This is a genomic window from Candidatus Tisiphia endosymbiont of Dascillus cervinus, assembly GCF_964026405.1.
In the GTDB taxonomy this organism is placed as follows: domain Bacteria; phylum Pseudomonadota; class Alphaproteobacteria; order Rickettsiales; family Rickettsiaceae; genus Tisiphia.
Genome location: NZ_OZ032146.1, coordinates 791,279 through 813,099, shown reverse-complemented (window position 1 = coordinate 813,099; position 21,821 = coordinate 791,279). Strand labels below are relative to the sequence as shown.

Below are 21,821 nucleotides of genomic sequence, written 5' to 3'. Positions count from 1 at the left end.
TTAAGGGTTGATAGATAAATATCAAAAGGAAAAATTTGGAGTATTGAATGCCAACAAACAATCAGTTAGTACGTTTTGGAAGACAGTCGAAGATTCGTAGGACAAAATCTCCAGCTTTGGAATCTAATCCATTTTTGAAAGGTGTTTGTGTAATAGTGAAAACTGTTACTCCTAAGAAACCTAATTCTGCTCTTCGTAAAATGGCACGTGTTCGCTTAAGTAATGGGCAGTACGTGAATGCTTACATACCTGGTGAAGGGCATAATTTACAAGAACACTCTACGGTGTTGGTAAGAGGCGGAAGGGTTCCTGATCTTCCAGGTGTTAAGTACCATATAGTACGTGGTGCTTATGATACTCAGGGTGTAAAAAATCGTAAGCAAGGACGCTCACGTTATGGTACATCAGCGAAGCAAGCTGTAAAAAAATAATTTGAAATAGAGAGATAAGATGTCACGTCGTCATGCCGCAGAGAAAAGGGTTATCTTGCCTGATATGAAATATAATAGTCCTCTGCTTGCTAGGTTTATTAATAATATCATGAAGGAAGGGAAAAAAGCTCTAGCCGAAAAGATAGTATATTCTGCTTTTAGTAAAATAGAAAAAAAACATAGGGTAGATCCTTATGAAACTTTCAATAATGCTATGAATAATGTAAAGCCATATCTTGAGGTTACCTCAGTGCGTGTGGGAGGTGCAAATTATCAGGTCCCTTCCCCTGTTGATGAAAGAAGAGGGTATGCACTTGCGTCACGTTGGATTATCAATGCAGCAAATAAGCGTTCTGAAAAAATGATGATTGATAAGTTGGCGGAGGAATTATTTGAAGCATCAAATAATAGAGGGGTTGCTATTAAAAAAAGAGAGGACACTCATAAAATGGCTGAAGCTAACAAAGCTTTCGCTCATTTTAGTCCCAAAAAATCGCAACCAAGGTAATTAAATCATATGGCGATTACAGAATTTTCTCTTGCTAATACTCGTAATATAGGTATTTGTGCTCATATTGACGCTGGTAAAACTACTACAACCGAGCGTATTCTCTTTTATACAGGAAAATCACATAAAATTGGTGAAGTTCATGAAGGTGGTGCCACTATGGATTGGATGGCACAAGAGCAGGAACGTGGTATCACCATTACTTCTGCTGCTACTACCTGTTACTGGAAAAATATAAGGATTAACATTATTGATACTCCAGGTCACGTAGATTTTACTATAGAAGTAGAAAGGTCTTTACGTGTTTTAGATGGAGCGGTGGCGGTATTTGATGGTGTGGCCGGTGTTGAACCTCAGTCAGAAATAGTTTGGAGACAAGCTGATAAATATAAAGTACCTAGAATGTGCTTTGTCAATAAAATGGACAGAATGGGTGCTAATTTCTACAAATGTGTAGAAATGATTAAAGATCGTCTTGGTGCAAAACCTCTAGTAATTCAGTTGCCAGTTGGTATTGAAGAGAATTTCAAAGGAGTTATTGATTTAATCAAGATGCAGGCAATAATTTGGAAGGATGAATCTCTTGGAGCTGAATATTCGTACCAAGAAATCCCTGCTGATATGTTAGAAAAGGCTGAAGAATATCGTGCTTTGCTAATTGAAATGGTTGCTGAGGCTGATGATCATTTGATGGAGAAATATTTATTAGGTGAAGAATTTACTGAGGAAGAAATTCAAGTAGTAATAAGGAAAGGAACGATTGACCGAGTCTTTTTTCCTGTGTTATGTGGTAGTGCCTTTAAAAATAAAGGTGTGCAACCTTTGCTAGATGCGGTTGTTGACTACTTACCTTCACCAATCGATATTGGAATAGTCAAGGGAATAGATATTAATTTTGGAGAAGAAAAAGATTTTAAAATATCAGCATCTGAACCTTTCTCTGCTTTAGCTTTTAAGGTAATGACCGATCCATTTGTGGGATCTCTTACATTTATCAGGATTTACTCTGGTAAGATTAGTTCAGGTGCTACTGTCATTAATACGGTAAAAGACCAAAAAGAACGAGTAGGTAGGATGCTTCTTATGCATGCTAATGAAAGAGAAGATATTAAAGAAGCTTTTGCAGGAGATATTGTTGCTCTAGCTGGTCTTAAAAATACCACTACTGGTGATACTTTGTGTGATCCGGATAAGCAGGTTATTTTGGAGAGAATGGAATTTCCTGAACCGGTTATTGAATTAGCTGTAGAGCCAAAATCAACTGCTGATCAAGAAAAAATGGGAATGGCATTGTCTAGGTTAGCTGCTGAAGATCCATCTTTTAGAGTATCAACTGATCAGGAAAGCGGTCAAACTGTTATTAAAGGTATGGGTGAACTGCATCTAGAGATTATGGTTGATCGTATGAAACGTGAGTTTAAAGTTGAGGCTAACATTGGAGCACCACAAGTAGCCTATCGAGAAACAATTACCAAGCTTTGTGAAATTGATTATACTCATAAAAAGCAATCTGGTGGAGCTGGGCAATTTGCACGGGTTAAAATAATATTTGAACCTCAAGAAGCTGGAACAGGATTTGCTTTTGAAAGCAAAATTGTTGGAGGATCTATACCCAAAGAATTTATTCCTGGTGTTGAAAAGGGTCTAAATAATATAAAAGATACAGGTGTAGTTGCCGGCTATCCAATGATTGATTTTAAAGCAACCTTGATAGATGGAGCGTTCCACGATGTAGATTCAAGTGTACTTGCATTTGAGATTGCTGCAAAAGCTGCTTTTAGAGAAGGTATGCCAAAAGGTAATCCAAAATTACTTGAACCAATTATGAAGGTTGAAGTAATTACTCCTAATGAGTATATGGGGGATATTATTGGTGATCTAAACAGTCGTAGAGGGCAAATGCAAAGTATGGATCCAAGAGGTAATGCACAAGTTATAACTGCAAATGTGCCATTGGTCGAGATGTTTGGGTATGTTAGTACTTTGAGATCTTTATCACAAGGTAGATCTCAATATAGTATGGTTTTTTCTCATTATGAGCAAGTACCATTACAGGTGGCCGAAACTATTAAAGCTAAGAAATAAAAAAAATTATTAAGATAGCTATTAGTGTATTACATATAATATGCTATAATGTTATTTTTTGTGAATAATAAGGAGATGAGGAAAAATGGATTTTTTAGGCAACGATGAAGGATACTATACAGATAACAAATGGTCATGAGATAAGCCGAAAAGCAGTTATCAATTAGTGTATCATGTATAATATGATATTATATATGACATCAAAAATGAGAAGTGACTTTTAAATTGCCTTGGCTAATGGCATCATTCGAATAAGTAAGAATTTTATTGAAATTAAAACACTTGACTTTTTGATAAAAATATGATAGGAGTGTAGCTCAATTGGTAGAGCGTCGGTCTCCAAAACCGAAGGTTGCGGGTTCGATTCCTGTCGCTCCTGCCAACTATAATGAGTTCGTATAATATGTTAAAGGAAAATAGAGTCTACAAATTTTACGAGCAAGTAAAGCAAGAAGTTTATAAAATTGTTTGGCTTGGTAAGAAAGAGTTGATAACTTCAACTCTTATAGTAGTGGTGGCTGTATTTATTTTTAGTATAATTTGTTTGGTGTTAGACTACGGTATACATAGCATAATGCAAGTTTTACTTAATATTGGGAAGTAAAGAATAGGTTTAGGGAAAAATTGTGGTGCAGTGGTACGTTATTCATACATTATCAGGCTCAGAAAAGCGTGTAAAGCAAATGATTCTCGATCAAATTGCTAAACAGGGTATGTCGGAGTTTTTTGAGGATATCGTTGTTCCGGTTATTGAAGTACCTGAAGTTAAACGTGGTAAAAACGTTAAGACAGAAAAGAAATTTATGCCTGGTTATATTCTGATTAAAATGAATATGACAGATGATTCTTGGCATTTGGTAAAAAGTGTAACTAAGGTTACAGGTTTTTTAGGTGGTAAAAGTACACCACAAGCCCTTAGCGAAAAAGAAATACAAAATATTTTTAGTAAACTGGAAGCTGAAACCAAAGATGCTAGGGTTTCGAAATTATATGAAATTGGTGAGGCAGTAATTGTTACTGACGGTCCGTTTGAGACTTTTACAGGGGTTATAGAAGAAATTGATTATGACAAAAATAGATTGCGTGTGTCTATATCTATTTTTGGTAAAGCAACTCCTATAGAACTAAATTTTACGCAGGTTAAGAAAAATAATTAGGGTTTGTTTAGGGTAGGGTGTGTACTCAAATGATCCTACGAATTGGATTTGAAAATGAATGGTGAGCAGGCGTAGCGTACATATAGTATAGTTACGCATGCGAATCCATGATATTTTCAAAAAACAATTCGTAGGAGCAGAAGAGTATGCAGCTTATTGTCTCTAGCATCCTAGCTAAAGGTGCATGAGTGTCAACTTAAGCAAACTCTATGTCATCCCAGCGTAAGCTGGTATCTAAAAAGAGCCTTCTAGGTTGTTTAGACCTCTGTCTACGCGGGGTGACATTAGCACTAATAGGGATGATACTAAGCCTAGTATTAATTTGTTATCGAACTGAGGTTAAGCTGAATTCGATATAATATTACCGTGTGATGTAATCCTAACGTAAGCTGGGGTCTAATAGTCTTTTAGGCTGCTTTTTTAGATTCTTGCCTACGTGGGAATGCTTTGCTAGCGTGGATCAAAAACGGTAACGTTAGTATGGTACTTACAAGGTCAAAAACGATATCATTCCTAGCTAAAAGCGGGAATCCAAAAAATAGCCTGCAAAGGCTATTAGATATTATGGATTCCTTACCGAAGCGGGAATGACATACTAGTGATTCATGCGGGCAATGCTTTTAGCTAGGAACGAGAGTGTATTGACAAGGCTCACGTGAATAAAGCTATTAATTAAATAAGTAAGGATAAGATTATAATGGCAAAAAAAATAACCGCTTATATTAAGTTAACTGTGCCAGCAGGTAAGGCTAATCCATCCCCACCTATTGGTCCTGCACTTGGTCAGAAGAAACTTAATATTATGGAGTTTTGTAAGGCGTTTAACGCTGCGACGATAGCTATTGAACCAGGGACTCCTATCCCAGTCGTGATTACTGCTTATGAAGATAATAGTTTTACTTTTGTAACTAAGACTTCTCCAGCATCGTATTACTTAAAACAATTTGCTAAAATTCCTAAAGGTTCCAGTGCTACTAAAAAAGAAGCATTTGTTGGTAAGGTTACCATGTCAGATTGCATTGAAATTGCAAAAATTAAAATGGTAGATCTTAATACTGATAATTTAATAGCTGCCGCTAAAATTATTCGTGGTACTGCTGAATCTATGGGTCTTGAAGTGGTAGGAGATTAATGTATGTTAGTTGATAAAAAATTAGTTGGTGGCAAAAAGATTAGAGAAGCAAGAAAAAAAGTAGCTCTAGTTGGCAATCGCACTTTAGCAGAAGGAATAGAGCTACTCAAGTCTGTGTCTTATACTAAATTTGACTCTACTTTGGAAATGGTGATGAAATTAGGGGTAGATCCTAAGCACTCGGATCAAATGGTGCGTGGTGTTGTCGCATTACCAGCTGGTACGGGTAAAGTTAGTAGAGTTGCAGTGATTTGTAAGGATGAAAAGATAGAAGAAGCTAAAGAAGCTGGAGCAGATATTGCTGGTTCTACAGAAATTATCGATGATATTAAAGCAGGAAAAATTAATTTTGACGTTTGTATTGCAACACCAAATATGATGCCAGCAATAGGTGCAGTGGCAAGAATTTTGGGACCAAAGGGCTTAATGCCAAATCCAAAACTGGGGACTGTAACTACCGATATCGTAACGGCAATTAAAAATGCCAAAAGTGGTCAAGTAGAGTATAGGGTTGAAAAGGCAGGTATTATTCATGCTGGAATTGGTAAATTATCATTTTCCAAACAAGATTTGCTAGATAATGCATCAACTTTAATATCTGCTGTAGTTAAAGCAAAGCCTTCTGGTGCTAAAGGAAATTATTTAAAAGCAATATATCTATCTTCTACTATGAGTCCATCAGTAAAAATAGATTTAGCAAGTATATCGTAAAATACGACAAGGAGAGTTAAGGTGTTAAGATCAAAGAAACATGAATTTGTCGTAGAACTTGAAGAGGTGTATAAACGGTCAAATTCCGTGATAATTACTCATTATCATGGGCTTACTGTTAGTCAAGTAACTCTACTACGTAGGTCTCTTAAAGCAAAAAATGCGGGGTTCAAAGTAGTTAAAAATACTTTGTCAAAAATAGCAGCAAATAAGGCTGGTATTGGTGATATTGTACATTTGCTTGTTGGTCCGACAGCCTTTGCATATTCTGAAGACCCTGTTGAAGCTGCGAAAGTTGTTGTAGAATTTGCTAAAACTAATGAATGTTTGAAAATAGTTGGTGGTTTAGTAAATAATCAAGTATTAGATGCGAATTTTGTACAGCAACTTGCAAAATTGCCTTCATTAAATGAGCTTAGAGGCAAAATTATTGGTGTGGTACAAGCTCCTGCAACTAAAATTGCTGGTGTGGTGCAAGCTCCTGCAGCCAAGCTTGCTAGAGTTTTTCAAGCTTATGCAAATAAAGAATAATTTAATAAAAAAGTTTTAAAAGGAAGAAAATTATGACAGACCTAGTAAAAATTGTAGATCAATTGTCAACACTTACAGTAATTCAAGCAGCAGAGCTTGCAAAAATGCTAGAAGAAAAATGGGGTGTAACAGCTGCAGCTCCTGTAGCACAGGTGGCGGGTCCTGTAGCATCAGAAGCAGTAGCTGAAAAGACAGCGTTTGAAGTTGTTTTAGTCAGTAGTGGTGATAAAAAAATAGAAGTAATTAAGGTAACTAGAGAACTTACTGGTCTTGGCTTAAAAGAGGCTAAAGAGTTAGTAGATGCTGCCCCAAAAACTATTAAATCCGGTGTAAATAAAGAAGATGCTGAAAGTTTTAAAGCAAAATTAGAAGCAGCTGGAGCAAAAATTGAATTAAAGTAATTGAGTATACCATCGGGCGGGAAAACCTAGAGTTTATTTTGGGGGTGTATTAAAAACTTGTTTGTGTAAGCTCATATTAATTAGGCTCTGTGAAGGTTGTTAGGATAACTTTCTAAGTTAATTATAGAGTATAGTGATTAAAGAATAGGGACAAAGGGGTAAAAGATTAAGCGTACATTTGTAAGTATGAGAATCCCCATTTATGGGTATTAACTTAAGCACAGGGTTGTTATTGTTGAGCAGTATTTTAACAAAAAAGATGTCATTCCCGTGTAGGCAGGAATGACATTAACCGTCACAGGGATGATATACTCGAATGATTTGGAGAATTGGATTTGAAAATGAGGGGCGAGTCAATGGAGCGTACATAAGGTACGTGAGTACACGAGTCCCTGATATTTTAAAAAACAATTTTTCAAAGCAGAAGAGTATACTTAGGCTGCTTAAGTTATACCCATGTAGTAGTTTTGTGATAGCCTTTCTTTATAAAGCAAAACAATAATAAATATATGTATACTTGAATGTGACTCCGAATTATTTTTTGAAAATATCAGGGACTCTTGTACTCACGTACCTTATGTACGCTCCATTGACTCGCCCCTCATTTTCAAATCCAATTTGGAGTCACATTCGAGTATACCGCAAGATTTAGAATATACATAGATTGGTAGAAACATTTTGGGACTAAATCTAGGTTTGTATTGTTAATAATGGAAATGAACTTGTTGTGTGATATTCTATTTGGTTTACGAGTTATGTTGCTAAATATGTTATCATACCCGTATAAACTATTACATTTTGTACAAAAACTTATAAGACAAAGTTCTTTTGCTTTAATAGGTCTTTGTATTTATTTATCCAAAATTCTGAATCAGATGAAGATAAGAAACAGATTTGTACATTTTAGTATATTTTTCTACTTTAAAGAATTGGTGTGGCAAAATTTCGGGTATTTGTGTATTTACGTACTAGATGTACGCCTAGTTCGCTTAGCCCTTGTTTATTGTCCCCATTCTTCAAATCATTTAAGTACACTCCTATTATATTTGAATAATTTAACGAATTGGTTTCGCAAAATTACAGAGTATTCGCATGTTTTTATTCCTAATGTACATATGCTATGCTCCCCTCTTGTTTTATGCTCTAATTCTTTAAATCATTCAAGTAATATTTTTAAATCGAGTTTTTTTAGATTTTTATCTTTATTTGGAGTTTATATAGAATACTAAAAAAGAAATTTAAGGTATACTCTTCTGCTTTGAAGAATTGTTTTCGCAAATACTTGCGGGGATTTCGCGTACGAACAACGGTTTACTACGTTGCGTTTGCTCACCCTTTGTTTGTTGTCCCCATTCTTCAGATCATTCGAGTATAACAATTTAGTTTATGTTAAGGTAAAGAAATTGGTAATTAAAGTTTAATTTTGAATTAAATAATCTGAATTTGATGTAACAAGTTAGTAGCAAATTTAATGTTATCTTTATTAGGGTTGATGTTATCCGAGCTATGATACACGGATAAGCAAACTCTATATTATCTCAGCGTAGGTAGTGGAATCTAAAAAAGTAGCCTTCTAGACCTTGCTACTTTCGTAGGGGGACATTGAGACTATTGTAATATGTGAGATTCCAAGTTTGAAGTAGATTTTTACTTGGTTTCAAAATAAAAAATTATTAAAAGCATTAATCGGGAGATTATATGACAACGCAATCCTTATCAATTGGCAAACGCGTAAGAAAAAATTTTGGTCACATAAATTTGGTAGCGTCTATACCAAATTTGATAGAGGTTCAGAAAAATTCTTATGAAAAAGGTTTTTTACAATTAGGAGTTAAAGATTCTGAGCGAGAAAACAGAGGATTACAATCAGTATTAAGTTCAATTTTTCCGATTCACGACCCCTCTAATATTGCATATTTAGAATTTGCTAAATATGAATTTGATAATCCTAAATATGATGTCGAAGAGTGTACTCAAAGAGGTCTTAGTTATGCTGCTCCTCTTAAAGTCACATTGCGATTAAGTATTTGGGATATTGATGAAGACACTGGAGCAAGAGAAATCAAAGGTATTAAAGAACAAGAAGTTTATATGGGGGATATTCCCCTAATGACAAAGAATGGTACTTTTATTATTAATGGTACAGAAAGAGTGGTGGTATCACAGATGCATAGGTCACCTGGCGTATTTTTCTATCATGATGATGGGAAAATTCATTCTTCAGGGAAGTTTCTATATTCTGCTAGAGTTATACCTTATAGAGGATCATGGCTAGATTTTGAATTTGATGCTAAAGATATTGTTTACTTTAGAATAGATAGGAAAAGAAAGCTTTATGCTACTACTCTTCTTAGAGCCATTGGAATGTCTACCAATGAAATTATAAAATTCTATTATGATACGGTAACATGTTTTACCAAAAATGCAAGCTGGGCAACAAAGTTTATACCTGAGTCTATAACTGCTCATAGGCTAGTTAATGACTTAGTGGATGCGGATACCGGCAATGTGATACTTGCATTTGGTCAGAAGATTACTCCTCGTTTGGCTAAAAAATTTGCTAAAGATGGAGTGAAAAATATTTTGGTAGAACGTGAATATTTAGTAGGCAAATATTTAGCACAAGATCTTGTTAATCCGGATAATGGTGAGGTACTAGCCGAAATTGGTGAAATGATCACAATGGATATGCTGGACTCTATTATGACTCTTGAAATTCCGTCTGTCGATGTACTTGCTATAAATCCACAATCAAGTCCTTACATAAGGAATACCTTATTTGCTGATAAAAATCAAAATTATGAATCAGCATTGATAGACATATTTAGGGTATTAAGACCAGGAGAACCAGCTAATATTGAAGCTGCTAAAACATTATTTAACAACTTGTTCTTTGACCATGAAAGATATGATCTTTCAGAAGTTGGTCGTATTAAAATGAATGCAAGATTGGAACTTAATATACCAGAATCTACAGCTATTTTAACTATTGAAGATATTAAAAATATTCTTAAAGTTTTAGTAGAGCTAAAAGATGGTAAAGGTTCGATAGATGATATTGATCACCTTGGTAACAGAAGAGTTAGGTCAGTTGGTGAACTAATTGAGAATCAGTTCAGAATTGGTCTTGTTCGTATAGAGAAATCAGTACTTGAAAGAATGTCGGTGGTTGATCTTGATGCCGTTATGCCTCATGATTTAGTAAATTCAAAAGTTTTGGTTTCTGTAGTAAAAGAATTTTTTAGTACTTCACAACTTTCTCAATTTATGGATCAAACTAATCCATTATCAGAAATAACTCATAAAAGAAGATTATCAGCTTTAGGACCTGGTGGAATTAACAGGGAGAGAGCAGGGTTTGAAGTGAGGGACGTCCACCCTACTCATTACGGGAGGATTTGTCCAATTGAAACACCAGAAGGACAGAACATAGGTTTGATTAATTCCATGGCTACTTATGCTAGAGTTAATAAGCATGGCTTCATTGAAACACCTTATCGAAAAGTCGTGGATTGTCATGTAACTGACGAAGTTGTTTACTTGTCAGCTATTGAAGAAGGAAAATATAAAATTGCTCAAGCTAATGCAGTTGTCGATCAAAAAGGTTTGTTACAAGAAGAATTAATTAACTGTCGAACGGAAGGTGGTAATTTTGTTATGGTTACCCCTCTAGAAGTAGATTACATTGACGTTACCCCGATGCAGGTTGTTTCCGTTGCTGCATCACTTATTCCATTTTTAGAAAATGACGATGCTAATAGAGCCTTGATGGGGTCAAACATGCAACGTCAGGCTGTCCCGCTTATTAGAAGTGATGCTCCTTTAGTTGGTACTGGTATTGAAGGAATTGTTGCACAAGATTCTGGGGTTTCAGTTGTAGCCTTGCATGATGGAATAGTAGAGCAAGTTGATTCAACTAGAATAGTTGTAAGGACTAAGGAGCAGAAAACAGATGGATCACCTAGTGTGGACATTTATAATTTATTAAAATTTCAAAGATCTAACCATAATACTTGTATTAATCAAAAGCCGTTGATTAACGTTGGTGATTATGTAAAAAAAGGTGAAGTAATTGCTGATGGACCAAGTACAGATAATGGTGAAATAGCTCTTGGTAGAAATGTGCTGGTAGCTTTTTTACCATGGAATGGTTATAATTTTGAAGATTCGATTTTAATATCAGAACGTATTGTAAAAGATGATATTTATACCTCAATTCATATTGAAGAATTTGAAATAATTGCTAGAGATACAAGACTTGGTCCCGAAGAAATTACTCGCGATATTCCAAATGTTAGTGATGAAAGTTTACGCCATCTTGACGAAGTAGGTATAGTATATGTTGGTGCAGAAATAAAACCAGGCGATATCTTGGTGGGTAAGGTTACCCCTAAAAGTGAGTCACCTATGACTCCAGAAGAGAAATTACTCAGAGCTATTTTTGGAGAAAAAGCTTCAGATGTTCGGGATTCATCTTTACGTGTTCCTACTGGGATCACTGGTACAGTGGTAGAAGTACGAGTGTTTTCTCGTAGGGGAATAGAAAAAGATGAGCGTGCTATAGCTATTGAAAAGCAACAAATTGAAAAATTATCAAAAGATAGGGATGATGAACTTCGAATCATAGAGCATTTTGTTTTTATGCGTTTAGAAAAGATTTTAACAGGACAAATAATTGTTAGTGGTCCTAAATCCGTAAAATCCGGTCAATTGATTAGTGATCAAACCCTTAAGTCATTATCAAAAGGACAATTTTGGCAACTGATTGTTGAAGATGCTAATGTAATGAATGAAATTGAGCAAATTAAACGTCATTATGATGAAAAGCAAGACAAGCTTAATAAGCGTTTTACTAGCAAAGTAGAGAAATTACAAAGTGGTGATGACTTACCACAAGGGGCTCTTAAAGTTGTAAAAGTATTCATTGCTACTAAACATAAGTTACAACCTGGAGATAAAATGGCCGGAAGACACGGGAATAAGGGTGTTATCTCTCGTATTATGCCAGAAGAAGATATGCCATTTTTAGAAGATGGTACAGTAGTTGATATCGTTCTTAACCCACTTGGCTTACCTTCACGTATGAATGTTGGGCAGATTTTAGAGACTCATCTTGGTTGGGCGGCAGTAAATCTTGGTAAAAAAATATCTTCTATGTTGGATCAAGTTCATAACAAAAAAATTGATGTAGAAGAGCTTAAATCTTTTATTTCCGAGGTATATGGGCATAACTCAACGACAAAAAATATAAAGAAAATGTCCAATCAAGAGATTATTGAGTTTTGTAATAATATCGATAAGGGGGTATATTTTTCAACCCCAGTTTTTGACGGTGCAAAGGTTGAGAATGTAAAAGAAATGCTAGTCCTTGCAGATCAAGACCCATCAGGTCAAATTAGGTTGATTGATGGTAGAACAGGAGAGTATTTTGATCGTGCCGTTACAGTTGGCTATAAATATTTCCTAAAATTACATCATTTGGCCGATGATAAAATCCATGCTCGTTCTATCGGTCCTTATAGTTTGGTAACTCAGCAACCATTAGGTGGTAAGTCGCATTTTGGAGGTCAAAGATTCGGTGAGATGGAGTGTTGGGCACTGCAGGCTTATGGTGCTGCTTATACGTTACAAGAAATGTTAACTGTAAAATCGGACGATGTGGTTGGTAGAATTAAAATTTATGAATCTATTGTTCGAGGTGATAACAATTTTGAATCGGGTATTCCTGAGTCGTTTAACGTGATGATCAAAGAGTTCAGGTCTTTGTGCTTAAATGTAAAGCTTGAGGATACTACCACAGATTAAAGATATTTTTTGCAATTGCTACAGAAGGTCCAAGAGGCTTTTTACTAAACTATATCTGAAAAATTTTTTAAGGAAGAATCTTTATGACAACAGGGATGACAAATTTTTACGGACAATTAAGCAGTACTCAGCAATTTGATCAAATAAGAATTAATATTGCTAGTCCTGATCAAGTGCGTTCATGGTCTTTTGGTGAGGTAATGAAACCTGAGACAATAAATTACCGTACTTTCAAGCCAGAGAAAGAAGGATTATTTTGTGCTAGAATTTTTGGACCCGTGAAGGACTATGAGTGTCTTTGTGGTAAATATAAACGTATGAAATATCGTGGTATCACTTGTGAGAAGTGTGGTGTTGAAGTTACTACATCTAGAGTCCGAAGAGAAAGAATGGGGCATATTGAGCTAGCAGCACCAGTTGCCCATATATGGTTCTTGAAATCTTTACCATCAAGGATTAGTACATTGCTAGATATGACTATGAAGGATCTAGAAAAAGTTCTATATTTTGAAAGTTATGTTGTTGTTGATCCTGGGTTATCTGCTCTGCAAAAGGGTGACCTTTTATCAGAAGACAGTTTGCAAAAGGCACAAGATGAGTACGGAGAAGATAGTTTTACTGCTTCTATTGGGGCTGAAGTTATTCAGCAGATGCTTACAGAACTTGATTTACCTGAATTAAAGAAGAGTTTGCAAGAAGATTTATTAAATACATCTTCAGAAGTTAAAAAGAAGAAGATTGTTAAAAGACTTAAGTTAGTTGAAGATTTTCTTGAATCTGAGAATAAGCCAGAATGGATGATTATGACTGTTCTGCCAGTTATCCCACCTGAAATTAGACCATTAGTTATGCTTGATGGAGGAAGGTTTGCAACTTCTGATCTTAACGAACTTTATAGAAGGGTTATTAATAGAAATAATAGATTAAAGAGACTACTTGAACTAAAAGCACCGGATATTATCATCAGAAATGAAAAAAGGATGTTACAAGAATCGGTCGATGCATTATTTGATAATGGTCGTCGTGGTAAAGTAGTGAAAAATACTAATAAACGTCCATTTAAGTCACTTAGTGATATGCTAAAAGGTAAACAAGGTCGTTTTCGTCAGAATTTGCTTGGTAAACGAGTGGATTATTCTGGTCGTTCTGTTATCGTTGTGGGACCAGAACTTAAGTTGCATCAATGTGGTTTACCAAAGACGATGGCGTTGGAATTATTCAAGCCATTTATTTATTCAAAGCTTGAATTATATGGAATTGCTACCACTATAAAAGCCGCTAAGAAAATGGTTGAAGCTGAGAAATCAGAAGTATGGGATATTTTAGAAGAAGTTATACGTGAACATCCAGTGTTGTTGAATAGAGCACCAACTTTGCATCGTTTAGGTATCCAAGCTTTTGAACCTTTACTGATAGAAGGGAAAGCTATCCAGCTACATCCTTTAGTCTGTGCTGCGTTCAATGCTGATTTTGATGGTGATCAGATGGCAGTGCATATCCCTCTTTCAATTGAAGCTCAGCTTGAGGCAAGAGTACTTATGATGTCAACAAACAACATATTGAGTCCGGCAAATGGTCGTCCGATTATCGTCCCTGATAAGGACATAGTACTAGGTCTTTATTATTTAACAATGGTTTTTGACAATGAACCTGGTGAAGGGATGAGTTTTGCTAGCATGTCGGAGATTGAACATGCTTTGTATAATAAGGTAATAACTATTCACTCAAAGATAAAATTTCGTCGCGATGTGCTTAATATTGAAGGGGAGGTTGTATCAACTATAGTGGATACTAGCTTTGGTAGGTTAATTATAGGAGAATTATTACCACGTAATCATAATGTTGGATTTAAGTTTGTAAATAAATCCATGACTAAAAAGGATATATCTGCGGTTATTGATTTGGTATATCGCCACTGTGGACAAAAGGCTACAGTGATCTTTGCTGATCAACTAATGAAACTTGGATTTAAATATGCTTGTTCCTCAGGCATTTCTTTTGGTATGGACGACATGGTTGTACCAAAATCAAAAGATAGCCATATTAATTCAACATTGACTGAGGTAAAAGAATTTGAACAACAATATTCTGATGGTCTAATTACTTACGGTGAAAAATACAATAAAGTGATTGATGCTTGGTCTAAATGTACGGATAAAGTAGCAAATGACATGATGAAAGAAATTGCTATGATACCTGTTAATAATAAGCCTAATCATCAGAAAGTAAATTCGATATATATGATGGCTACTTCGGGAGCAAGGGGATCAGCAGCACAGATTAAGCAATTAGCTGGTATGCGTGGTTTGATGGCTAAACCATCAAGTGAGATTATTGAAACCCCGATTATTTCTAATTTTCGAGAAGGTCTTACTGTTCTTGAATATTTTAATTCTACACATGGTGCACGTAAAGGTCTTGCAGATACAGCGTTGAAAACAGCTAATTCTGGGTATTTAACCCGTAGATTAGTTGATGTTGCTCAAGATTGTATAATTACTGATGAAGATTGTAAAACTACAAAAGGCATAGAAGTCAGAAGTATTATCGATGGTGGTGAAGTTATTGTATCGCTCGCAGAGCAAATTTTAGGCAGAACAGTTGCGATTAACGTATATCACCCAGTTACTAATGCATTATTACTATCAGCCGGTGAATTAATTAATGAAGCAAAATTAGAAGAAATCGAATCTTCTGGTTTGGATGTGGTAATGGTAAGATCTGTTCTAACATGTGAGGTTGTTGATGGAATATGTGTAAGATGTTATGGTAGAGATCTAGCCACTGGTTCTTTAGTATCAGTTGGAGAAGCAATAGGAGTGATTGCTGCCCAGTCAATTGGTGAGCCAGGTACTCAGCTGACCATGAGAACTTTCCATATTGGAGGAGCTGCAACGAAAGGTGTTGAAATATCTTCAATAGAAGCCTCTCATGATGCAAAAGTGAAGATTTTAGGTCGTAATGTGGTTGTTGATTCTGAGGGACGTAAGATCGTAATGGGTCGTTCATGTGAGTTATTATTATTGGATGCTAATAATAATGAGAAAGCAAGGCATAAAGTAGCGTATGGTTCAAGATTAATAGCCGATGATTCAGATAAGGTAAAAAAAGGACAAAAATTAGTAGAGAGGGATCCGTACACTATTCCGATTATTACCGAGAAATCTGGAAAGGTTGTATTCAAGGATATGGTAGAAGGAGTGTCAATTCGTGATATCACTGATGAAGCAACTGGTATTTCTAGCAAAGTTATAATTGAATCAAAACAATATTCACGCGGAGCAGAGTTACGTCCTCGTATTCAATTAGTTGATGAGAATGGAGAAACTATTATGCTATCCAATGGTTTGGAGGCTAGATATTACATGCCAGTGAATGCTATTTTAAATGTTGAAGATGGTGCTAAGGTGTCAGTAGGTGATATTTTATCACGTATTCCAAAGGAATCAACCAAAACAAAAGATATTACTGGTGGTCTTCCACGAGTAGCTGAACTTGTTGAGGCTAGACGTCCAAAAGATCATGCTGTTATTGCAGAAGTAGATGGTAGAGTTGAATTTGGCAAAGACTATAAGTCAAAAAGGCGTATTGTTATTCAGCCAAGTGATAACACTACACCAATTGAGTATATGGTACCAAAGGGCAAACATGTTGTTGTTAATGAAGGTGATTTTGTAAAAAAAGGCGATATGTTAATTGATGGCAATCCAGTTCTACAGGATATTTTAAAGGTAATGGGAGTGGAAGCTCTTACAAGCTACATGGTAGGAGAAATCCAAGCGGTTTACCGTTTACAGGGCGTAAAAATTGACGATAAGCACATTGAGGTAATAATTCGTCAAATGTTACAAAAAGTAGAAGTAACCCATTCTGGGGATACGACATTAATGGTTGATGAGAAGATAGATTATCGTGAATTTGCCGAAATTAATAAAAAAGCTATAGATAATGGTTTAAGACCGGCTGAAGCCCAACCAATCCTACAAGGTATTACTAAGGCATCGCTGCAAACTAGATCATTTATTTCTGCTGCTTCTTTCCAAGAAACAACAAGAGTTCTAACGGAGTCTGCTATAGCTGGGAAAATTGATAAATTGCGTGGGTTGAAAGAAAATGTCATAGTTGGTAGATTAGTGCCAGCAGGAACAGGCTTTTACATGAATAGGATGCGTAAACTTGCAGCTAAATTGGACCAGGAAGAGGTCGATTATCAGAAAACTTTAGGATAGATTCTCTTTAATAGGGAGTGTACTCTTCTGCTTGGAAGAATTGTTTTTTGAAAATATCAAGGATTCGCGTGTTCATGTACCTTATGTCGCCTAGCATGCCCACTTCTCATTTTCAAATCCAATTTTCCAAATCATTTGAGGATGTTGCTATGATTTACGCGAATTTGGGATAAGAATTGACAAATTCTTATCCCAAATTCGGTGAAATTATAGATTGCCTACGGTCTCCTTGCTAATAGACGTATATGTCTATTAGCAAGCGAACGTACGTAAGCGTGGCAATCCATGAAGCTTGTCATATCGAAACAATCAGATTTGAGACGACTCTGCATCTGATTGTTAAATTAATATTTTGCTAAAAACATGATTTTAATCTTTTAAAATCATGTTTTTAGCTTTAGAAAGGTTTAAAATGCATTCGCGTTAGCCGCTTTAAGAATGCATTTTTCCTTGAGTATATCTTATCTTTAAATCAGCAGAGCATTAGTCACGAATCTAGTTAGTGTAGGTTGCAAGAATGTTTCTAATTCTTTACGGACTTCATCAATATTATCTATTTTTTTACCGTCACGGCTTAATGTCATCTCACCAGAATTAACATGCTGCATGACAGATTCAATTATTTGCTTATTATCATGCTTACCGTCCATATATTGCAGAGCAAATTTTTCAAAAAGGTTAATAGCTACCACCTCATGTCTTTGGTTTGTTACCCACATATTGGGTGTATGAGCTACCTGATATGCGATCAGCTTTGATGCTTTAGGTTTATTAAGATCTACTTCTTTTCGAGTTACCTGTAACGTTATATTAATATATCCTTGCAATACTAATTTCATGGCATTAGCTAAGAACTCAGCCTTTATTTCATTCAATTTTGTTCCATGTAATTTTTTATTGCTACTCACGGCAATTTTATCAAAACTCATTGGGTTATTGATATTCTCAGAGAAAGTATAGAGTATTGCTTTCATATAAGGAGAAGATGTTGATAAACTACTATCCTTATTACCATTATAAAAAAACTTCTCTGTTTCAAGTGAATTAAGATCTATATCAACAAGAGGCTTTTCTGGTACTATATTAAATGTCATATTAAATTTATTAATATCCTCATTATTGATAGATCTATTTAATTTAACACTATTATGGCAAAGTAAGGTTGATCTAAATCGACGATTGGTAATGAAATTCATATATTGTTCGGTTCTAACAATATCATTTATCGCTTGTAATTTTTCCACCACTTTTGCCGGCATATTTCCTAAATACATGCTAGCTATACTACAATCAGACAGATATTGTAGATTATTTTTTTTAGCCTCATCCATAAATTCATGAAAATAATATTGTACATTATCTTCTTCTAGATGGTCATGACGCAAATAATGGTCATTTTGTTTGGCAAGCAAACTGGCTTCAGATTTTAACACTTGAGCATAAGGAGAGTCGGAAGTTTCCAAGCTATCCTTAACAAATTCAAGTAACAATCTAGATTGAGCAATTTTATCTTGAATGTTATTAAATGTATTTGAGTGATAAAGCATCATATCTCTTATGGTACGAACCATATTCCAACCAGGTAGTGTATTATAACTAATATACGCGATTCCATTCTCTGATAAATTTTTACTACTTACTTCAAAAATCTTATCCTGAACAAATTTTGGTACCCAAGAGATTACTCCATGAGTAATTATGTAATCAAATTTACCAAATGATTCATCAATATCTGTAATAGAACAATGTCGGAATTCTATATTTTTAAGAGCTAATCCTTCTTTATGTTTATTAGCCTCATCTATTTGCACTTTAGATAGATCAACTCCAACAAAATGTGCTTTAGGATAGTTAACAGCATGAGGTATTAAATTCCCGCCTGCAGCACATCCTAGCTCTAGAACTCGTGCAGTTTCAATTGCTATTGGTTTCATCCCAAATAAAACAGCAAGCGTCCGTAGGTGATATGGATTGGTTAAGGCGTACGGATAACTTTCGTAAGGCACTTCATCGTATGTATTATGAGGTGCTGAGGTGAGTTCTAAATTAGTGGTCATATATTCTCCATAACGTAAAACAAAACAAGGATAACACCGTATTTTGTTGTCAATTCTTTAAATTTTTACTAGTATAACCTCAAGTATCGATATAAGAATTATTAATTCTTATATCGATACTTGCTTTGTTATAAGGAAAAATGTACTCTTGAAGCGGTTCTACGAGTGCATTTTAACTTTTTTCATCATTCAATATGTGATTTTAATTATTAAAATCACATATTGAATGGAGTGTTATATTTTAACGATCAGGTGGGCAGCCGTTTCAAACCTGATTGTTTCTATATATAACACTGAATTCGATGTAACTTGTTACATCGAATTCAGGTTAGTATACACTAAAAAATTCAATACACTAATAGTCTTCTTGCATTAAATTGGTAACTTATAAGTAAACCCTATACCAAATTCTCCAACCCCTATGGTCTTTTTAATAGGAGTGGCTGGTATAAATTGCTGGGTTTTCATATCCAAAGTAGCATAGTTAATCTTTATTGAATGAGCAGCTTGTAATTTTACTGCTGCATCAATGCTAAAATTGCTAGATAACTCCTTAGAAAATCCAAGACCCACTTGCCAAGCAAAACAATTACTACGAGTTGTTTTAATTCTAAAATACTCTACATTCATTAAATCCCAACGAGAAGAAGCAGAGTTAACTTTTACCCGTGCCACCCCAGCACCTAATATAACAAAAGGAGTTATTTCCTGCACTTTATCGAGATCATATACTAAATTAATCATATATATATTGGAAATTACCTTAGTGATCCCTGGAGTTTGTGGTATAATTAGAGAGGGAGCTAGTTCTTTTTGTGGTAAAACATAATGTAGTCGGTATTTTGGTTGGTGTGTTACCGAAAGCTCAATTGCCATTTGCGGATAGAAGTTGTAACCAATCTTACCGCTATACATCTTAGACCTTTTTAAAGTAAAACCACTACCTGAACTATGACGGAACTTTTTCACTACTGGTTCTACTATACCAGCTTCAGTACCAATATAAAAAAATCTTTGATCAGCTGTAATCTCATCTGCCTGAGCATTCACAAAAACTAAGAAACATATATAAGTTGTAAATAATATTTTTTGTAATTTAATCATTATAATTTTATACTTATTGAAAGCGTGGATTATATAATTATCTATAGGCAGGTCAATATAAAAAATTTTTTATTGTTGTATTTCCGTCTAATTTAGTTACTTCAAATGTTTATTTAATACTTCTTGTTTCATTTCTTTTGCATTTATTAAAAATTGTTTTGCTCGTTCAGTTTTTTGTTCAATTTCTTCAACTTCTTTTACAATTTTTTCTTGGATTTTAAGTAATGGTAGTTGGACTTTTACATCAGATATTTTAGGTATGGTTAATTGGGGTATTACTGAACCAGTATTTTTAATTCCTATTCTACTTAGGATATATTTCAAATACAGAGGATTTGCTACTTCTATTTTTGGTATTAATACAATTAATCTAATTATCGGATAGAATTTTTCATTTCTAAATTCAACATGACCTATTGTTCCACGGGCAGTTATTGTAACACACGGCTCGTTAACTTTGACAATGTTTGTATAACCATATATTGCTTTTGTTACATTATTGGAATAAATCGGTATTTGAAATTCATCTGTTTTCGATTTTGAAAAATTATCTCTTGGAATATCACCTCCAGCAAATAAACTTTTTGCAATATCTTTAATTGCGATTTCTTTAGCACTTACAGTGTTTTTTTGATATTCGAATATCTTGCAAAACTTACGCTATGTAAGGTTCTAAATAGCGTAAAGAGGGTGAACGTAACTGCTGTTGCATATAATGATCTAAAAGCCCTAACTTTATTTGATAAACCGTCTTACCTATTTTGTGTGCAGTTCTTTTTAGAAAAGCCCACACTAAAAATGCACAACTAATGTGATTACGCTGGATGCGTTGTTTTCTGCATTGGCATCGTTCTATACCGGTAAGTTGCTTGATTTCTCTATGCATGCTCTCAATTACCCAACGAAAGCCACACTCATCTTGTACGGCTTTAGAAGATTTTTGAGTTTTGTTATTGGTAACAATATAATCAACTCTGTTGGTAGAAACAGTAAGTTTAAACAAATTAACATGCTTATCTTTTGCAAAGCCCTTTATATGAATCTCCACTCCGCTCTTAATTTCCTCATCTGAAAACGTTAACTTGCTAACAGCTTTATAAGGCTTAGAAGAGGAAGTTTTAGTAACGTTTCTATTTGCTTTAATAGGAGCATAATAATATTTACCCAAGGAATCAACATGTTGCATAATTTTATGCGTAGCATACCATGTGTCAAAAAGCACAGTTTGAAAAGGAATCTTTTTGCTATACACAGCATTATTTAACATATTTAATAGGTGTTCTACTTTTGTCGCTCCATCATGTTCGGGCGAAAAAATTCGGTAATCTATTACCCAAAACTTATTAATATCCGGATTATAATATACCAAACTTACTACTCCTATACCAGTAGTAATACCACCTGTAGCCCCACTGTACTGTGATCTAGCAATTTCTATTTTCTTGGTATTTCTTTTATTTAACACCGTATCATCAAATATTGTATATCCGTTAGGCGATAAAATAACATCATCCTTAATATGTTCCCATAACAAAGAAGGTGTATATTTTTCATTTTTTAAAAATCTATTAATAACATCATGGCTACATTTTTTGGCATGTTCAGCATAGTAGGTCAAACTATAATTCTTTTGACTCACTATTAGAAATTGACAGTAATCTGTCCTATTA

The 21,821-nt window shown here is 34.7% G+C and carries 14 protein-coding genes, 1 tRNA gene and 1 pseudogene; 12 read left to right on the top strand and 4 right to left on the bottom strand.

Going from position 1 to position 21,821, the window contains the following annotated elements:
• The first annotated feature begins 47 nt into the window (after positions 1-47).
• From rpsL to rpoC, 12 genes are all read left to right on the top strand, one after another.
• Complete coding sequence (rpsL, locus tag AAGD19_RS04040; RefSeq protein WP_341747241.1) at positions 48-431, top strand: 30S ribosomal protein S12; 384 nt, start codon at positions 48-50, stop codon at positions 429-431.
• Positions 432-450: 19 nt separating this feature from the next.
• Complete coding sequence (gene rpsG / locus AAGD19_RS04035) at positions 451-939, top strand: 30S ribosomal protein S7 (protein ID WP_341747240.1); 489 nt, start codon at positions 451-453, stop codon at positions 937-939.
• Positions 940-948: 9 nt separating this feature from the next.
• A complete protein-coding gene (gene fusA / locus AAGD19_RS04030; protein ID WP_410520795.1) occupies positions 949-3,024 on the top strand; it encodes an elongation factor G in 2,076 nt (691 codons plus the stop codon).
• A gap of 306 nt (positions 3,025-3,330) precedes the next feature.
• Positions 3,331-3,406, top strand: a tRNA-Trp gene (locus tag AAGD19_RS04025).
• Positions 3,407-3,427: 21 nt separating this feature from the next.
• Complete coding sequence (secE, locus tag AAGD19_RS04020; protein WP_341748453.1) at positions 3,428-3,628, top strand: preprotein translocase subunit SecE; 201 nt, start codon at positions 3,428-3,430, stop codon at positions 3,626-3,628.
• 19 nt (positions 3,629-3,647) lie between these two features.
• A complete protein-coding gene (nusG, locus tag AAGD19_RS04015) occupies positions 3,648-4,181 on the top strand; it encodes a transcription termination/antitermination protein NusG (RefSeq protein WP_341748452.1) in 534 nt (177 codons plus the stop codon).
• A 697-nt stretch (positions 4,182-4,878) separates the two neighbouring features.
• On the top strand, positions 4,879-5,313 hold the full coding sequence (gene rplK / locus AAGD19_RS04010) for a 50S ribosomal protein L11 (protein ID WP_341747239.1): 435 nt from the start codon (positions 4,879-4,881) through the stop codon (positions 5,311-5,313).
• A gap of 3 nt (positions 5,314-5,316) precedes the next feature.
• On the top strand, positions 5,317-6,024 hold the full coding sequence (rplA, locus tag AAGD19_RS04005; protein ID WP_341747238.1) for a 50S ribosomal protein L1: 708 nt from the start codon (positions 5,317-5,319) through the stop codon (positions 6,022-6,024).
• A 21-nt stretch (positions 6,025-6,045) separates the two neighbouring features.
• Positions 6,046-6,555, top strand: coding sequence for a 50S ribosomal protein L10 (gene rplJ, locus AAGD19_RS04000; RefSeq protein WP_341747237.1), 510 nt, complete (start codon positions 6,046-6,048; stop codon positions 6,553-6,555).
• A 32-nt stretch (positions 6,556-6,587) separates the two neighbouring features.
• Positions 6,588-6,956, top strand: a complete 369-nt coding sequence (gene rplL / locus AAGD19_RS03995) for a 50S ribosomal protein L7/L12 (protein ID WP_341747236.1) — start codon at positions 6,588-6,590, stop codon at positions 6,954-6,956.
• Positions 6,957-8,654: 1,698 nt separating this feature from the next.
• Positions 8,655-12,761 (top strand): DNA-directed RNA polymerase subunit beta, encoded by a 4,107-nt coding sequence (gene rpoB / locus AAGD19_RS03990; protein ID WP_341747235.1) that lies wholly within the window; start codon positions 8,655-8,657, stop codon positions 12,759-12,761.
• 83 nt (positions 12,762-12,844) lie between these two features.
• Positions 12,845-16,990: a DNA-directed RNA polymerase subunit beta' gene (gene rpoC / locus AAGD19_RS03985; protein WP_410520794.1), complete on the top strand. Its 4,146-nt coding sequence runs from the start codon at positions 12,845-12,847 to the stop codon at positions 16,988-16,990.
• 467 nt (positions 16,991-17,457) lie between these two features.
• On the opposite strand, the pseudogene AAGD19_RS03980 reads toward rpoC, so the two are convergent.
• The 4 genes and pseudogenes from AAGD19_RS03980 to AAGD19_RS03965 all read right to left on the bottom strand — a co-directional run.
• A pseudogene (locus AAGD19_RS03980) lies at positions 17,458-19,014 on the bottom strand (methyltransferase regulatory domain-containing protein); the annotation flags it as partial.
• Between the two features lie 405 nt (positions 19,015-19,419).
• Complete coding sequence (locus tag AAGD19_RS03975) at positions 19,420-20,151, bottom strand: outer membrane protein (protein WP_341747234.1); 732 nt, start codon at positions 20,149-20,151, stop codon at positions 19,420-19,422.
• A 96-nt stretch (positions 20,152-20,247) separates the two neighbouring features.
• Entirely contained in the window at positions 20,248-20,751 is a 504-nt protein-coding gene (locus AAGD19_RS03970; protein ID WP_341748450.1) for a restriction endonuclease subunit S, read from the bottom strand.
• Between the two features lie 55 nt (positions 20,752-20,806).
• Positions 20,807-21,790 (bottom strand): transposase, encoded by a 984-nt coding sequence (locus AAGD19_RS03965; RefSeq protein ID WP_341747233.1) that lies wholly within the window; start codon positions 21,788-21,790, stop codon positions 20,807-20,809.
• Positions 21,791-21,821 lie beyond the last annotated feature (31 nt).

What these genes read in the sequence shown, in the direction of transcription:
- rpsL (WP_341747241.1), top strand. Translation starts at nt 48, where the DNA reads ATGCCAACAAACAATCAGTTAGTACGTTTTGGAAGACAGTCGAAGATT.
- rpsG (WP_341747240.1), top strand. Translation starts at nt 451, where the DNA reads ATGTCACGTCGTCATGCCGCAGAGAAAAGGGTTATCTTGCCTGATATG.
- fusA (WP_410520795.1), top strand. Translation starts at nt 949, where the DNA reads ATGGCGATTACAGAATTTTCTCTTGCTAATACTCGTAATATAGGTATT.
- secE (WP_341748453.1), top strand. Translation starts at nt 3,428, where the DNA reads ATGTTAAAGGAAAATAGAGTCTACAAATTTTACGAGCAAGTAAAGCAA.
- rplK (WP_341747239.1), top strand. Translation starts at nt 4,879, where the DNA reads ATGGCAAAAAAAATAACCGCTTATATTAAGTTAACTGTGCCAGCAGGT.
- rplA (WP_341747238.1), top strand. Translation starts at nt 5,317, where the DNA reads ATGTTAGTTGATAAAAAATTAGTTGGTGGCAAAAAGATTAGAGAAGCA.
- rplL (WP_341747236.1), top strand. Translation starts at nt 6,588, where the DNA reads ATGACAGACCTAGTAAAAATTGTAGATCAATTGTCAACACTTACAGTA.
- rpoB (WP_341747235.1), top strand. Translation starts at nt 8,655, where the DNA reads ATGACAACGCAATCCTTATCAATTGGCAAACGCGTAAGAAAAAATTTT.
- rpoC (WP_410520794.1), top strand. Translation starts at nt 12,845, where the DNA reads ATGACAACAGGGATGACAAATTTTTACGGACAATTAAGCAGTACTCAG.
- AAGD19_RS03975 (WP_341747234.1), bottom strand. Translation starts at nt 20,151, where the DNA reads ATGATTAAATTACAAAAAATATTATTTACAACTTATATATGTTTCTTA.